Annotated in this window: 16 protein-coding genes; 4 read left to right on the top strand and 12 right to left on the bottom strand. The window is 65.8% G+C overall.

The window, feature by feature from the left end; all coding sequences use genetic code 11:
• The first annotated feature begins 57 nt into the window (after window positions 1-57).
• Together QZ647_RS00400 and QZ647_RS00395 are read left to right on the top strand one after the other, a co-directional pair.
• Window positions 58-1995 (top strand): hypothetical protein, encoded by a 1938-nt coding sequence (locus QZ647_RS00400; RefSeq protein WP_291270289.1) that lies wholly within the window; start codon window positions 58-60, stop codon window positions 1993-1995.
• Between the two features lie 19 nt (window positions 1996-2014).
• A complete protein-coding gene (locus QZ647_RS00395; protein WP_291270288.1) occupies window positions 2015-2830 on the top strand; it encodes a purine-nucleoside phosphorylase in 816 nt (271 codons plus the stop codon).
• Between the two features lie 65 nt (window positions 2831-2895).
• On the opposite strand, the gene acs is transcribed toward QZ647_RS00395, so the two are convergent.
• The gene (acs, locus tag QZ647_RS00390) at window positions 2896-4848 is read right to left on the bottom strand and encodes an acetate--CoA ligase (protein WP_291270287.1); all 1953 of its coding nucleotides are present in this window, start codon (window positions 4846-4848) and stop codon (window positions 2896-2898) included.
• A 115-nt stretch (window positions 4849-4963) separates the two neighbouring features.
• The gene (locus QZ647_RS00385; RefSeq protein WP_366526116.1) at window positions 4964-6625 is read right to left on the bottom strand and encodes an MFS transporter; all 1662 of its coding nucleotides are present in this window, start codon (window positions 6623-6625) and stop codon (window positions 4964-4966) included.
• A gap of 576 nt (window positions 6626-7201) precedes the next feature.
• Here QZ647_RS00385 and QZ647_RS00380 point away from each other — a divergent pair.
• Window positions 7202-7942, top strand: a complete 741-nt coding sequence (locus QZ647_RS00380) for a metallophosphoesterase family protein (protein WP_291270285.1) — start codon at window positions 7202-7204, stop codon at window positions 7940-7942.
• Between the two features lie 12 nt (window positions 7943-7954).
• Window positions 7955-9403, top strand: a complete 1449-nt coding sequence (locus QZ647_RS00375; protein WP_291270284.1) for a bifunctional serine/threonine-protein kinase/universal stress protein — start codon at window positions 7955-7957, stop codon at window positions 9401-9403.
• Window positions 9404-9467: 64 nt separating this feature from the next.
• Here the strand turns inward: QZ647_RS00375 and rplQ are convergent, their stop codons facing one another.
• The 10 genes from rplQ to rplO are packed head-to-tail and all read right to left on the bottom strand — an operon-like array spanning window position 9468 to window position 15121.
• Complete coding sequence (gene rplQ, locus QZ647_RS00370) at window positions 9468-9860, bottom strand: 50S ribosomal protein L17 (RefSeq protein ID WP_286354333.1); 393 nt, start codon at window positions 9858-9860, stop codon at window positions 9468-9470.
• A gap of 9 nt (window positions 9861-9869) precedes the next feature.
• On the bottom strand, window positions 9870-10841 hold the full coding sequence (locus tag QZ647_RS00365; RefSeq protein ID WP_286354334.1) for a DNA-directed RNA polymerase subunit alpha: 972 nt from the start codon (window positions 10839-10841) through the stop codon (window positions 9870-9872).
• Between the two features lie 9 nt (window positions 10842-10850).
• Window positions 10851-11483, bottom strand: coding sequence for a 30S ribosomal protein S4 (gene rpsD, locus QZ647_RS00360; protein ID WP_291270283.1), 633 nt, complete (start codon window positions 11481-11483; stop codon window positions 10851-10853).
• A 15-nt stretch (window positions 11484-11498) separates the two neighbouring features.
• Window positions 11499-11906 carry a 30S ribosomal protein S11 gene (gene rpsK, locus QZ647_RS00355; RefSeq protein ID WP_243303191.1) on the bottom strand — a complete coding sequence of 136 codons (408 nt, stop codon included), beginning with the start codon at window positions 11904-11906 and terminating at the stop codon, window positions 11499-11501.
• Between the two features lie 12 nt (window positions 11907-11918).
• Window positions 11919-12287, bottom strand: a complete 369-nt coding sequence (gene rpsM, locus QZ647_RS00350) for a 30S ribosomal protein S13 (RefSeq protein ID WP_257305869.1) — start codon at window positions 12285-12287, stop codon at window positions 11919-11921.
• 9 nt (window positions 12288-12296) lie between these two features.
• Window positions 12297-12413 carry a 50S ribosomal protein L36 gene (gene rpmJ / locus QZ647_RS00345; protein ID WP_243288424.1) on the bottom strand — a complete coding sequence of 39 codons (117 nt, stop codon included), beginning with the start codon at window positions 12411-12413 and terminating at the stop codon, window positions 12297-12299.
• A gap of 13 nt (window positions 12414-12426) precedes the next feature.
• Complete coding sequence (gene infA / locus QZ647_RS00340) at window positions 12427-12645, bottom strand: translation initiation factor IF-1 (protein WP_026852734.1); 219 nt, start codon at window positions 12643-12645, stop codon at window positions 12427-12429.
• Window positions 12642-13301 (bottom strand): adenylate kinase, encoded by a 660-nt coding sequence (locus QZ647_RS00335; protein WP_291270282.1) that lies wholly within the window; start codon window positions 13299-13301, stop codon window positions 12642-12644. Before QZ647_RS00335 ends, infA begins: the two co-directional genes overlap by 4 nt.
• The gene (gene secY / locus QZ647_RS00330; protein WP_286354337.1) at window positions 13298-14653 is read right to left on the bottom strand and encodes a preprotein translocase subunit SecY; all 1356 of its coding nucleotides are present in this window, start codon (window positions 14651-14653) and stop codon (window positions 13298-13300) included. The genes QZ647_RS00335 and secY overlap by 4 nt, the downstream gene beginning before the upstream one ends.
• Window positions 14654-14659: 6 nt before the next feature.
• Window positions 14660-15121 carry a 50S ribosomal protein L15 gene (gene rplO, locus QZ647_RS00325; RefSeq protein ID WP_291270281.1) on the bottom strand — a complete coding sequence of 154 codons (462 nt, stop codon included), beginning with the start codon at window positions 15119-15121 and terminating at the stop codon, window positions 14660-14662.

Below are 15121 nucleotides of genomic sequence, written 5' to 3'. Positions count from 1 at the left end.
CGGGATCGGCTCTGGGCGCCATGCTAGACTTGATCCTTTCGCCGTTTTGAGGTGGTCATGCCGCTGTACCGAGCTTCCCTCCGGGCCCTGGGGGCCGTTGCCCTTCTGGCCGTGGCGCTGGCCTGTGGAGGAAAGAAGAAGGAGGACGCTGCATCGGCCAATAGCGTGAACATCGCCGGCACCGTCACCTATGTGAGGGTGCCCCTGGCCAACGACGCCAACGGCGTCCCCACCGGCCTGGTGGACAGTTCCGTGGCGGCCAACCTGCAGACGAAGCCCGCCCGGGGCGTGTTGATCCGCGTCTACCAGCTCAATGACCAGCTCGGGCCGGACGGCGTCACCAAGACTCCGGTCTGGCTCCTTAAGAGCTCCGGCTTCACGGATGCCAACGGACTCTACCTCCTGGCAGTCCCCAAGGACAAGCCCCTGATGGTCGAGCTGATGAGCACCTTCGATGGCGGAGGCGGCCATTCCGTCAACCTCATCGGGGACCCCGCCGGCATCGCCAGCACCGTCCCCCAGTCCGACCGGTACCGCTACGCCATGCGGAAGGCCTTCGATGGCACCGCCCCCGCGGGCAACCCCACCCCCGCCTCCCTCCCCGCCGGGGACGGCATCGTCAATTTCACCGTGGGCCTCTCGGACAAGTGGTGGCTGGTCAATCCGACCTACGACCGCGGCAGCCTCGTGGCCACCGCCGCCGCCAGTCCGGTGGACGAGACCACCCTGGCCGGCCGCACCACCGGCACGGGCAGCCGCGTCCTTGCCATCGGCGATACCGTCGCCAGCTTCAAGGGCGTGTATGGAACGGCCACCCCCGGCGCCACGCTGGATCTCCACTATGTCCCGGGTGTCTCGTCGACGCGCGGCTCCTTCATCGAGTACGACCGCACGGTCTACCCCCTGGCCTTTGATGCCTACCTCTCGAGCCTCCATTACTTCGGATCGATCCAGGGCGGGCCAGCCAACGATGATGCCTTCGACGAAGGGGTGATCCTGCCCCTCCTCGCCCGGAACCTGCTCTGGGCCGGCAACAACGCCCGCACCTTCTCCACCCCCCTCGCGCCCCTGTTCCCCGTGGCCGCCGCCCTCACGGACCTGAGCCCCGACATGGCCCGCATCGAAGGGCTGGCCGAGGCCATGGCCGCCAATGTCCTGAAGACCCCCTATTTGGCGGATACCCAGGGCACCGCCCTGGCCGCGCCCGCGGTCGACATCCGGAACATCACCGGCCTCAGCGCCGCGCAGCTCTCGCCCTATTCCGCGCCGGCCATCCGCGCCCTCGCCTGGGAGATCATCCTCAAGGCCAGCAGCGTGGCCAGCCCCGGCAATCCCACCACCTGGACCAACAGCATCAACCCCCTCGCGGCCGCCCGGTTCTTTCAGGCCCCCGTCGGGTTCACCAACGGCGCCACCGATGCCACAGGCCGCGATACCGAGCCCCTCAACATCTACAGCCAGCTCGCCCGGCTCAAGGAATCCAAGAACCTCGGGGAGCCCGCGGACCTCGTCACCATCTTCACCGATGCCACCCTCACGAGCCTGACCACGCCCTTCGGCGTGCCCTGGCCGCGGCCCACCACCGGCGCCACCGCGGTGTTCGTCTCCAGCTGGGGCACCGATCCCAACGCCCTGACCACCCCGCTGGCCCCCTTCACCCTCAGCATGGCCAAGGCCGTGCAGGTGCGCGGAAGCTACCCGAACGCCTCCGAGGGTGAGGTGTTCTACAGCGGCTTCAGCCTGAGCGCCGATAAACGCTACATCCTCTCCGTGGCCGTCTCGCCCGCCCTGGATGCGACCAGCCAGATCGACCTGGACCTGCCTCAGCTCAGCCGGACCTTCTCCTTCACGGGAGCCGGTGGCTCGACGGCGGCCCTCACGCTTCCCGTCGCCAACACGGCGCCCTTCTACCACCCGGTCCGAGTGCGGTTGAAGAGCCCCACGGCCATCCAGCCGGATGTGTCCGTGACCGTGAGTTTCACGCCGAGCCTCTAGCCCCGATCCAGGAGCCGCCATGACCGCCTCCGCCGCCCTCCAGGCCCTTCAGGCCCGGGCGCCCTTCGTGCCTGACCTCGCCATCGTCCTCGGCTCCGGCCTCGGGGCCCTGGCCGACAGCGCCGAGGCCCGGGCTGGCGTGAGCATTTCCTTCACGGACCTGCCCGGCTTCCCGGCGCCCACCGTGGCCGGCCACGGCGGCAAGCTCGTCTTCTGCGAATTCGAAGGCCGGAAGGTGGTGCTCCAGGCGGGCCGCTTCCACTTCTACGAGGGCCATCCCATGTCCCTCGTCGTTACGCCCATGCGCCTCTACGGGCGACTGGGTGCGAAGGCGGTGCTGCTGACGAACGCCGCGGGAGCCCTCAATCCCGAATTCGGCGTGGGCGAGCTCATGGCCCTCACCGACCACATCAACCTCTTCGGCACCAATCCCCTCATCGGGCCCAATGTGGAGCCCGGCCCCCGCTTCCCGGACATGACGGCGGTCTACGACCCGGCCTTCCGCCAGCGCCTCGCGGCCTGCGCTGCCGCCCTCGGCCAGACCCTCCGTCAGGGCGTCTACCTGGGATTGACGGGCCCCAGCTATGAAACGCCCGCCGAGATCCGTGCCTTCCGCGTCCTGGGCGCGGACGCGGTGGGCATGAGCACCGTGCCCGAGGCCATTGTGGCCCGGCACGAGGGAATGCGCGTGGCGGGGATCTCCTGCCTGTGCAACATGGCTGCCGGCATCCTGCCCCAGGCCCTCACCCACCAGGAAGTGCTCGAGGCCGGGGCCGCCGCCGCCGGCCGCTTCGAGGCCCTGGTCCGGGCCTTCGTGCGGGACCTTTCGCTGTAGCTCCCCCCTTTCCGATACGCAGAAGAGCCCGGTGTTGCCGGGCTCTTCTGCGCATCGGGGAAAGCCTAATGCTGGCTTTTTTGGTGCTCCTCGATGAGCTTGTTGACCACATCCGGTTCGGCCAAGGTGGAGATGTCGCCCATGCCGTCGTACTCGGCCGAGGCGATCTTGCGCAGGATGCGGCGCATGATCTTCCCACTGCGGGTCTTGGGCAGGCCCGCCGCGATGTGGATGACATCCGGGGCGGCGAAGGCGCCGATGGCCTGCCGCACCTGCTCCTTGAGGGCGCCGATGAGCTGATCCTGGTTGCCCTCGGAGAAGCCCGAGTTCAAAAGGACATAGCAGTAGATGCCCTGACCCTTGATGGGGTGCGGGTAGCCCACCACCGCCGCCTCGGCCACGGCCTCGTGGGCCACGAGGGCGCTTTCCACCTCGGCCGTGCCCAATCGATGGCCGGACACATTGATCACATCGTCGATGCGGCCCGTGATCCAGTAGTAGCCGTCCTCGTCGCGGCGGGCGCCATCGCCCGTGAAGTAGTAGCCCGGGTACTGGGTGAAATAGGTCTCCCGGAACCGCTTGTGATCCCCATGCACCGTGCGGGCCTGGCCCGGCCACGGGGCCCCGAGGCAGAGGGCACCGGAGACATCGTTGCCCTCGATGGGAATGCCCGTGGCCGGATCCACGATGACCGGCTTCACGCCGAAGAAGGGCAGCGTCGCCGAGCCCGGCTTGGTGGGCGTCACGCCGGGCAGGGGCGTGATGAGGATGCCGCCGGTCTCCGTCTGCCACCAGGTATCGACGATGGTGCAGCGGGCCTCACCCACCACATCGTGATACCAGCGCCAAACCTCGGGGTTGATGGGTTCACCCACGGTGCCGAGGATGCGGAGCGACTTGCGGCTGTATTTCTTGATCCAGTCGTCACCCGCCTGGGCCAGGGCCCGCAGGGCCGTGGGCGCGGTGTAGAAGATGCTCACGCCCAGGTCGTCGATGATCTGCCAGTAGCGCCCCGGATCGGGGTAGAGGGGTGTGGATTCGAAGATGACGGTGGTGGCTCCGTTGGCCAGGGGCCCATAGACAATGTAGCTGTGCCCCGTCACCCAGCCGATGTCGGCCGCGCAGAAGTAGATGTCATCGGGGTGGTAGTCGAAGACCAGCTTGTGCGTGAAGGCCGCGTAGGTCAGATAGCCGCCCGTGGTGTGCAGCAGGCCTTTGGGTTTCCCGGTACTGCCGGAGGTGTAGAGGATGAAGAGCGGATCCTCCGCGCCCATCCACTCGTTGGTGCAGGTGGAGCGCTGCTTGGCCGTCTCCTCATCCAGCCACAGGTCACGGCCCGGCTGCATAGGCACCTCGCTGTCGGTCCGGCGGGCCACCAGCACGCATTCCACCAGGGACATGCCTTCGATGGCGCGGTCCACGGTGCGTTTGAGGGGCACCTTCTTGCCGCCGCGCAGCCCCTCGTTGGCCGTCACCACCACCTTGCAGCGGGCGTCCACGATGCGGTCGCGCAGGGACTCCGCAGAGAAGCCGCCGAACACCACCGAGTGGACGGCGCCGATCCGGGCGCAGGCCAGCATGGTGTAGACGAGCTCCGGGATCATCGTGAGGTAGATGCAGACCCGATCGCCCTTCTTCACGCCGTTATGCAGCAGGACATTGGCCACGCGGGCGACATTATGCTTGAGGTCGCGGTAGGTGATGTGGGTGTAGACGCCCGGCTCGTCCTGCGCCCAGATGAGGGCGGTCTTGTCCCCCAGGTGGGGCAGGTGCCGGTCGATGCAGTTGAAGGAGGCGTTGATGCGCCCGCCCATGAACCAGGAGAAATCCACTTCCTTGTAGTCGGCGTCGAAGACGGACTGCCAGGGGTGGAACCAGGTGAGCATCTTCGCCTGCTCGCCCCAGAACCATTCCGGATTGTCCAGGGACAGGCGGTAGAGGCGCTGGTACTCCTCCATGGTTTTGATGTGCGCCCGCTCCCGGATGTCGGGCTTCACGGGAAAGAGGTCCTGGGACATCAAAGGACTCCTTGGCGAAAGAGCTTGGGTGGTGAGTGGGAAAACCCGGCGGATGGGATGCCATCCGCCGGGTGAACAGGCCTGCTCGACCTCAGATCGAGCGGGCAGCGGACCTTCAGTGCTGATAGGTGCTGATATCCCGGTCCTTGGTTTCCTTGAGGAAGAGGAAGCCGATCACCACCGTCATGAGGGCGACGATGACGGGATACCAGAGTCCGTAGTAGATGTTGCCCTTCAGGGCCACGATGGCCGTGGCGATAAGGGGCAGCATGCCGCCGAACCAGCCGTTGCCGATGTGGTAGGGCAGCGACATGGAGGTGTAGCGGATGTTCGTGGGGAAAAGCTCCACCAGGAACGCCGCGATGGGCCCGTAGACCATCGTCACATAGATGAGCATGACGAACAGGATCAGGAGGGTCATCGGATAGTTGACCTTGGACTTGTCCGCTTCCTTGGGATAGCCGAGGTCCGTCAGGGCCTTCTTTAGAGCCCCTTCCGAAGTGGCGCTCCAGCCCTCGACGCGGGTGGTGGTGACTTCCCCGGTGCTGGGATTCTTGCCCTGGATGCTGGCGACAACCTTCTTCCCGGGCTCAGGGGCGACCTTGGTGAAGTTGAGGCCCTGCTTGCCGAAGAAGTCGTTCACCCGGTCCAGCTCGGAGAACTTGCTCCAGGGCCCGACGAAGAGGTTGAAGGTCTCGTCCTTGGGATCGCCGGCCACGGTGATGACGGTGGTGTTCTGGAAGGTCTCCAGGGCCGGGTTCACATAGTGGGTGAGGGCCTTGAACAGGGGGAAGAAGGTGAGCGCACCGATGAGGCAGCCCGCCAGGATGATCTTCAGGCGGCCGATCTTGTCCGACAACCAGCCGAAGAAGATGAAGAAGGGCGTTCCCAGGGCCAGCGACGCGCCGATGAGGAGGTAGGTCGTGGCGAAGTCCAGCTTCAGGGTGATCTGCATGAAGAACAGCGCGTAGAACTGGCCGGTGTACCACACCACACCCTGGCCCGCGGTGGCGCCGAGAAGGGCCAGCAGCGCGTACTTGTTGTTGGGGTACTTCAGGAAGCTGTCGCTCAGGGGTGCCTTGGAGGTCTTGCCTTCGGCCTTCATCTTGGTGAAGACGGGGGACTCGTGCAGCTTCAGGCGGATCCAGACGGACACGCCGAGGAGGAAGATGGACATCCAGAAGGGGATGCGCCAGCCCCAGGAAGCGAAGGCCTCCTTGGCCATGGACATGCGGCAGGCGAGGATGATCCCGAGGCAGAGGAAGAAGCCCACGGTGGCCGTGGTCTGGATCCAGCTGGTGTTGTAGCCACGGCGGTCGTGAGCGGAGTGTTCCGCCACATAGGTGGCCGCGCCCCCGTATTCCCCCCCCAGGGCCAGGCCCTGCAGCAGGCGCAGGGTGACCATGATGATGGGAGCCAGCCAACCGATGCTCGCGAAGGTCGGCAGGAGGCCGACGCCGAAGGTGGAGAGGCCCATCACGACGATGGTCACGAGGAAGGTGTACTTGCGGCCGATCAGATCACCGATGCGCCCGAATACCAGCGCGCCGAAGGGACGCACCAGGAAGCCCGCGGCGTAGGCCGCAAAGGCCGAGAGCAGGGCCGCCGTATCGTTTCCCTTGGGGAAGAAGAGGGTCGCGAAGAAGGGGGCCAGGGTTGCATAGAGGTAGAAGTCGTACCACTCGAACACCGTCCCCACGGACGATGCCACGATCACCATGCGTTCTTCCTTGGTGAGTGGGGTCCTCGTTGCGACTTGTTCAGTTGCGATTGCCATGTCGTGTTGCCTCCTTGGAAGTTCCTTTCGTTGAACCTGGATGCTCAGGAATCCTGCGCAGTCGAGCCGTGCGACACATCGAATGCGGAACCTTCATCTCCCCCTTCTGGATGCCGGCTCGGCGAGGGCCGGACGAGTTGGACGACTTGCCTGGAGGATTCCAGACCGGATACGGCGAAGCTGATGCGTTATGGAAACCGCGATGGACGGACCATCGTGCGGAACTGGTTGGATGGATTGGCTGCACCTAGCTAACGCCTTCCGACTCGGCGGGTCAAGCAGCTTCCTACCGGGAGTGAAGCTTTCTCTTCGACCGGCAAGAACCGCTCGGTTGCTGATTCTTCATGACCTTCAACTCGTCTTTGAGGGTCGATTTTTATCCATTCGCTCCTACTCCCGGGTCCGCCGTGCCGCTCATAGCATATTTCCGGCGAGTCGCCTTCAAACGACCCCGACGGCCCTCGAGCGGATCTCCCTGTCGGGGACCTTCGCCCCCTCCCACCGGGTCCTGCCCCCGGGGCCCCGCAACCCCCTATCATGGGATCCAGCCCCACCCCCCCAGCCCCCGGAACGCCCATGCGCATCGCCCTCCTGGCCGACATCCACGCCAACCGGCGCGCGCTCGAGGCCTGCCTGGTTCACGCCCGCTCGGCTGGCGCGGATCGCCTCGTGTTTCTGGGCGACTATGTGGGTTACGGTGCCGAACCGAACGCGGTCCTGGATCGGCTCATGGTGGAAACGGCGCGCGGGGCCATCGCCGTGGCGGGCAATCACGACCAGGCCGTGGCGGAGGAGCGCGAATCCATGGTCCCGGATGCCGAGACGGCCATGGCCTGGACCCGCGGCCAGCTGGGCCCCGAGGCGCGGGAGTTCCTGTCGAGCCTGCCGCTGCGCTTCGAGGACGAATCCCGCCTCTATGTCCACGCCAGCCCCCAGACCTACCCGCCCTGGATCTACATCCGTGAGGGGCGGGATGCCCGGCGCGCCCTGGAGGCCAGCCGCTCTCAAACCGTTTTCTGCGGCCACACCCATCTGCCCGCCCTTCATGGGATCACCGCCACCGGTCAACTGGTCTCCTTCGATCCCGTTCCCGGCGTTCCCATTCCCCTGCCCCGCCACCGCCGCTGGCTGACCGTGGTGGGCGCGGTGGGCCAGTCGCGGGATGGCAATCCGGCCGCTGCCTATGCCCTGCTGGACACCACCCGGTCCGAGATCACGCATCTGCGCGTGCCCTACGATGTCCAGGCCGCCGCGACCGCCATCCTGGACGCCGGCCTCCCGCCGGCCCTCGCGACCCGCCTCCTGAAGGGACACTGAACCATGGCGCCCATGCGGATCCGGCCTGGCCTCATCCTGGATGGCTTCCACATCGGGGAGCGCCTCCACCGGGGCGGCATGGCGGAACTCTGGACCGCGTCCCGGCCTGACCTGGACTTCCCCTTGCTGGTGAAGCTGCCGGTGCTCAGCGAAGGCGTGGATCCCGCCGCCATCGTCGGCTTCGAGATGGAGCGGATGATCCTTCCGCGGCTGTCGGGCCTCCATGTGCCCCGCTTCATCGCCCAGGGCGATGCGGGGCTCCAGCCCTACCTCGTCATGGAGCGGATTCCCGGCCCTTCGCTGCTGCCCATGCTGGAGCACCTTCCCCTGCCCTGGGAAGAGGTCGCGGCCCTGGGCATCCGCATCGCCGTGGCCCTCGACGACCTCCATCGGCAGCATGTCATCCACCTCGATGTGAAGCCCTCCAACCTGCTCACCCGCCCCACGGGCGACCTGGTGTTGGTGGACTTCGGCCTCTCCCACCACGATGAGCTGCCGGACCTGATGGGCGAGGAGTTCCGCCTCCCGTACGGCACCGCCCCCTACATGGCCCCGGAACAGGTGCTGGGCCTGCGCCGGGATCCCCGGAGCGACCAGTTCGCCCTGGGGGTGTTGCTGTATTTCTTCCTGACCGGCGTGCGCCCCTTCGGAGATCCGCAGCGCCTCTCCGGCCTGAAGCGGCGGCTGTGGCGCGATCCCGTCCCGCCCCGCCGGCTGCGCCCGGATTGCCCCGCCTGGCTGCAGGAGGTCATCCTGCGCTGCCTCGAAGTGCACCCGGCCTGGCGCTACCCCACGGCCGCCCACCTCGCCCTGGCCCTGCAGCACCCCGATCAGATCACCCTGACCGCCCGCTCGGAAAAACGGAGGCAGGATCCCTTCGCCACCGTCCTCCGGCGCCGTTTCGCCGACCACCAACTCGCCATCCCCAAGGCCAAGACGCCGGTGCGGCATGACGGGGACGCCCCGATCCTCGCCGTGGCCATCGACCTGTCCCCCGAGGCCGCCCCCATCGCTGAGACGCTCCGCACCATGGTGGCCCGCATGCTTCCCGCCCTGCCCGGCGCGCGCGTGGCCTGCGTGAATGTGCTCAAGCAGGGCCGGATCACCCTGGACCAGACCCTGGATGACCAGGGCCGCAACATCCACCTCCAGCGCCTGGCCGAGCTCCGGGGCTGGGCCACGCCCCTGGAGCTGGAGGACGGCCGAATCAGCTTCCATGTGCTGGAATCGACGGATCCGGCGGCCGCCATCCTGCAGTATGTGAGCGCCAACCTCGTGGATCACCTGCTGATCGGCGCCCGGGCCAGCTCCCTGCGGCGCACGCTGCTCGGCAGCGTCTCCAGCCAGGTGGCAGCCCAGGCGCCCTGCACCGTGACCGTGGCCCGCTCCCGCCGCCTGCGGAGGGCGGATCCCGGTCAGGAAGCCGAAGAGAAGCCCGATGTCCCCTGGACCGTGGGCTGAGGCTCCCGTCCGTACATGACGACGCCCCGGCAGTCCGGGGCGTCGTCATGGGTTGAGCAGCAAGCTACTCGCCGTCCTCGGCCTTGGGCTCGGGGAGGGTGTAGTCCACGAACTCGATGAGGGCCATGTCAGCCGCATCGCCGAGGCGATGGGCCATCTTGAGGATGCGGGTGTAGCCGCCGGGGCGGCTTTCGAAACGCTTGCGGAAGTCGGCGCCGAAGAGCTTCTGGACGGCGTCCTTGCTTCCGAGACGGGCCATCGCCAGACGACGGTTGGCCACGGAGTCCGTCTTCGCGAGGGTGATGAAGGGCTCCACATAGCTGCGGAGTTCCTTCGCCTTCACGAGGGTGGTTTCGATGCGCTCGCTCTCGATGAGAGCGGTCGCGAGGTTCTTCATGAGGGCCTTGCGCTGGTTGGTGGTGCGGCCCAGGCGCTTGCCGGAAACGTTGTGACGCATGGGGGCTCCTTACACTTCCTGCTCGAGCCGCATGCCGAGGGAGAGGCCGATACGAGCGAGCTCGTCCTTGATCTCCTGGAGCGACTTCTTGCCGAAGTTCTTGGTTTTCATCAGCTCAGCCTCGGTCCGCTGGACCAGCTCGCCGATGGTGGTGATGTTCGCGTTGCGGAGGCAGTTGTTCGCCCGGACGGAGAGCTCGAGCTCCTCGACGGACTTGCCCAGCCAGGTGTTGGCGGCTTCGGCACCCAGGGTCGCGGTGCCCATCTCCATCTCGGTGAAGTCCTCGTCCTGGCGGGCGAACACGAGGAAGTGGTCGCGCAGGATGAGGGCCGCGTCGGAAACGGCTTCCTTGGGGTTGACGGCGCCGTTGGTCCACACCTGGAGCGTGAGCTTCTCGTAGTCGGTGCTCTGGCCCACGCGGGCGGGTTCGACGATGTAGTTCACCCGGATGATGGGGCTGTGGTTGGCATCCATGGGGATGAACCCGAGGCCCAGGCTCTCATCGTGGTTGCGGTCCGCAGTGACGAAACCGCGGCCCAGGCGGACCACCATCTCGATCTCCAGCTCGCCTTCCTCGCCCAGGGTGGCGATGTGGATGTTGGGATCCACGACCTCCACATTCTGGTTGCAGCGGATGGCGGCGGAAGTCACCGCGCCCTCACCCTTGGCGGAGATGGTCACCGTCTGGGGCTCGCTGCTGTGCAGCTTGAAGGGCACTTCCTTGAGGTTCAGAAGGACATGAGTGATGTCCTCCCAGACCCCGGGAAGGGTCGTGAACTCGTGCATGACGCCCTTGATCCGGACATTCGTCACGGCCGCGCCCTGGATGCTGCTGAGCAGCACCCGACGCAGGCTGTGCCCGACGGTCGTGGCGAAGCCACGCTCGAAGGGGTAGGCCACGAACTCCCCGTAGGAGTCGGTGAGGGACCCGGGGGTCACCTCCGCGAATCGCGGCCTCTGGAAATCGCTGAGGTTCAGCATCCTGCCCCCTTACTTGGAATACAGTTCAACGATCAGCTGCTCGTTGATGTCCAGAGTGATGTCCTCGCGGGTCGGCGCGGCAAGCACCTGGCCCTTGAAGGCGGTGGCGTCCAGGGAAAGCCACTTCGGAATGCCGCGGCCGGCGGAGGTTTCGACGGAGGACTTGACGCCGTCGTTCTCCTTGGCGCGGGTGCCCAGCTCCACCGCCTGGCCAGGCTTCACCTGGAAGGAGGGGATGTCCACCCGCTTGCCGCCGACCAGCACATGACCGTGCATGACCATCTGGCGCGCGGCAGACCGGCTGGACGCGAAGCCCAGGCGATAGACCACATTGTCCAGGCGGCACTCGAGGAACCCGAGCAGGTTGTGGCCGGTGACGCCCTTCTTGGCATCGGCCTTCTCGAAGTAGTGACGGAACTGCTTCTCGAGCACCCCGTAGATGCGCTTCACCTTCTGCTTCTCGCGAAGCTGGAGGGCGTAGCCGGTGGGCTTCTTGATCTTCCCCGCGCCGTGCTGGCCGGGGAGCTTGCCCTTGCGGGTTTCGAACGAGCACTTCTCCTTGAAGCAGCGCTCGCCCTTGAGATAAAGCTTCATGCCCTCGCGGCGGCAGAGGCGGCAAACGGCGTCTGTGTAACGTGCCATGTCTCTCCTCCTCTCTTAAACCCGGCGCCGCTTGGGCGGCCGGCAGCCGTTGTGGGGGATGGGGGTGACGTCGCGGATGCTGGTCACCTGGATGCCTGCGGCGTTGAGGGCGCGGATCGCGCTCTCACGGCCGGCACCGGGGCCCTTGACGCGGACATCGACCGAACGGACGCCCTGCTCCTTGGCGGCCTCGGCAGCGATGCCGGCGGCCACCTGGGCGGCGAAGGGCGTGCCCTTGCGGGTCCCGCGGAAGTTCTGGTTGCCGCTGGAAGCCCAGCAGAGCATGTTCCCCATCGGATCGGAGATGGAGATGATCGTGTTGTTGAAGGACGCCTGGACGTGAGCCACGCCATGGGGAACGTTCTTCTTTTCCTTCTTCTTGACCACCTTTTTACCGGCGGTCCGGGTCTGAGTCTTGGCCATGTGCTCCTCGCCTTACTTCTTCTTGCCGGCTACGGTGCGTCGCTTGCCCTTGCGGGTGCGGGCGTTGGTATGCGTGCGCTGACCACGGACGGGGAGGCCCTTCCGGTGGCGCAGGCCGCGATAGCAGCCGATGTCCATGAGCCGCTTGATGTCGAGGGAGATGTTCTTGCGGAGGTCGCCCTCCACCGTCTCCTCGGCGGTGATGACGCGGCGGATGCGGCCGACCTCGTCCTCGGTCAGATCGCGCACCTTGGTGCCGAAATCGACCTTGGCGCGGGTCAGGATGCTGTGCGCCTTGGCGCGCCCGATGCCGAAAATGTAGGTGAGCGCGATCTCGATGCGCTTGCCGATGGGCAGATCAATACCTGAGATGCGTGCCATCGTGTCTCCTTAACCCTGACGCTGCTTGTGCTTGGGGTTCTTCTTGCAGATGATCCGGTTGATGCCTTCGCGCCGGACCACTTTGCAGTGCTCGCACAGCTTCTTGATGGAGGGCCGTACTTTCATGGTGTCCTCTCGTTTACTTGAATCGGTAGATGATGCGGCCACGGGTGAGGTCGTAAGGGGTCACCTCGACGAGAACCCGGTCACCGGGAAGGATGCGGATGAAGTTCTTGCGCATCTTTCCGCTGATGTGCGCCAGCACCTGGTGTTTGTTCTCCAGTTCGACCCGGAACACCGCGTTCGGCAAGGCCTCGACCACTGTGGCTTCGAGCTCAATGGCTTCTTCTTTGCTCAAGCGCGTTCTCCGAAGACGTGACGCAGCGATTCAAACACCAGCTCCGGCGCGCGATTGCCATCCACGCTCCGGAAGTTCGGCCGATGCTTGTAGAAGCCCAGAAGGGGCTGGAAGGTCGAGTGGAACTCGCCCATCCGGCTCTGGAAGGCCTCGGAGGTGTCGTCGGAACGGTGCTTCAGGGGACTTCCGCACAGGTCGCAGACACCGGCTTGCTTGGGGGGCTTGGATTCCAGGTGGTAGATGGCGCCGCAGGCATTGTTGCTGCATACGCGTCGGCCCACCACACGGGCTTCCAAGACCTCCTGGGGGACATCGACCAGCACCACGGAGCCCAGCGCCATGCCCTTGGAGGAGAGGAAGTCTTCCAGAGCTTGAGCTTGTTGCAAGGTTCGTGGGTAGCCGTCGAACAACACATCAGAGGTCTCGTCCAGCAGCCGCGCGAAGACAAGGCCGTTGACGGTGTCGTCGTCCACCAGTTTTCCTTCGGCCATGATGGCTTTCGCCCTCAGGCCGATCTCCGTCCCTTTCGAGACGGCATCTCTCAGAATGTCACCGGTTGACAGGTGAGTCAAAGAGAATGTTTCCACCAGGCGTTTGGCCTGGGTGCCCTTCCCGGAGCCGGGGGCCCCGAGGAGGATGTTCGCGGTGAGGCTCATGCCTCACCCCGGCGAGTGGAGCGGCCGCGAATGCGGCCCTTCTCGAGGAATCCGTCGTAGCGGCGCATGACCAGCAGGCTTTCCAACTGGGCCGCGCTGTCCATGGCCACACCCACCACGATCAGCAGGCTGGTGCCGCCAAAGTAGAAGTTGAGGCCCTGGATGTTGTTGGTGATGAGCAGGGGCACCAGGGAGACGAGGGCGAGGTAGATGGCGCCCACGAAGGTCAGCTTCGACAGGATGCTATCCATGAAGATGCTGGTTTCCTTGCCCGGTCGGATGCCGGGGATGTAACCCCCGGACCGCTTCATGTTCTCGGCGGTCTCATCGGGATTGAAGACGATGCTGGTGTAGAAGAAGGCGAAGAAGATCACCACGCCCACGAAGACCGGCGTGTAGATCCAGAAGTGGGTCTGCGGGCTGAGGTAGGCCGCGACCTTGGCCAGCCACTCCCAGCGGGTGAACTGGGCGATGGTGGCGGGGAAGAAGATCACCGAACTGGCGAAGATGACGGGCATCACGCCCGCGGTGTTCAGCTTCAGGGGCATGTAGGAACTGCGCTGGCTGGACATGCCGGCCGAATCGGCCCGGCGGGCGTAGTGGATGGGGATGCGCCGGTAGGCGTTTTCCACCAGCACCACGGCCAGCAGCACCACGATCATCGCCGCGATGAGCAGGATGAAGATGCCCGGGGGCGGGACATTCGGGGCGTTCCTCAGGGACTGGGAGATCATCACGGTCAGGGTGGTGACGGCCTGGGGTAGACCCGCCACGATGCCGGCGAAGATCAGCAGGGAGATGCCGTTGCCGATGCCGCGCTCGGTGATCTGCTCGCCGATCCACATGACGAAGAGCGTGCCGACAGAGAGCGTGAAGGCCGCCAGCAGCCGGAAGGCCGTCGGGGACATCGAGGAGGTCACGACTTCGAGGCCGGGGGCGTTCTGGCTCTGGGCTAGGGAGGCGATGCCCATGCCCTGGACGAAGGCCAGGAATACCGTCAGGTAGCGGGTCCACTGGTTGATCTTCTGGCGGCCGGCTTCGCCTTCCTTCTTCTGGAGGTTCTCCAGATAGGGCACCACGGCCCCCATCAACTGCAGCACGATGCTGGCCGTGATGTAGGGAGCGATGCCGAGGGCAAAGACCGAGAACTTCTTGAACGCACCACCGGAGAACAGGTCAACGACGTCGAAGAGCCCGCCACCGCCGCGCTTCAGCGCGGCGGACAGGTTCTCGGCGTTCACCCCGGGCACGCTGACGTGCACCCCCAGGCGGTAGATGGCCAGGAGGATCAGGGTGAAGAGGAGCCGCTTGCGCAGCTCCGGGATGGCGAAGAGGTTCCTGAGGCGGTTCATCGGCCGTTACTCGGCAGACTTCGCGACGGGCTCCTGAATGGTGCCGCCCTTGGCCAGGATGGCTTCCCGGGCGCCCTTGGTGATGCGATCGGCGACGACATTCACCTTGGCGGTGAGCTCGCCACTGGCCAGCACCACGATCTTCTCCACGCGGGAGTTGACGAGCTTCCTCTCGCGGAGGGCCTCGAGCGTGACCGTCTCGCCATCCTTGAAGTGGATGGAGATGAGACTGAGGGTGATCTCCTTGGTTTCGGGAGCGAAGATGTTGGTGAAGCCGCGCTTGGGCAGACGGCGGACGAGGGGCATCTGGCCACCCTCGAAGCCGCGCTTGCTGCGGTAGCCGGACCGGGACTTCTGGCCCTTTTCACCGCGACCGGAGGTCTTGCCCAGGCCGGAGCCCTTGCCGCGGCCGAGGCGCTTGCGGGACTTGGTGGCGCCCTCTGCGGGCCGGAGTTCGTTGAGCTTCAT

The sequence above is a fragment of the Geothrix sp. genome (assembly GCF_020622065.1).
GTDB lineage: Bacteria > Acidobacteriota > Holophagae > Holophagales > Holophagaceae > Geothrix.
Note: the sequence above shows the minus strand (reverse complement) of the source record. Positions and strands in the feature narration are given on the sequence as shown.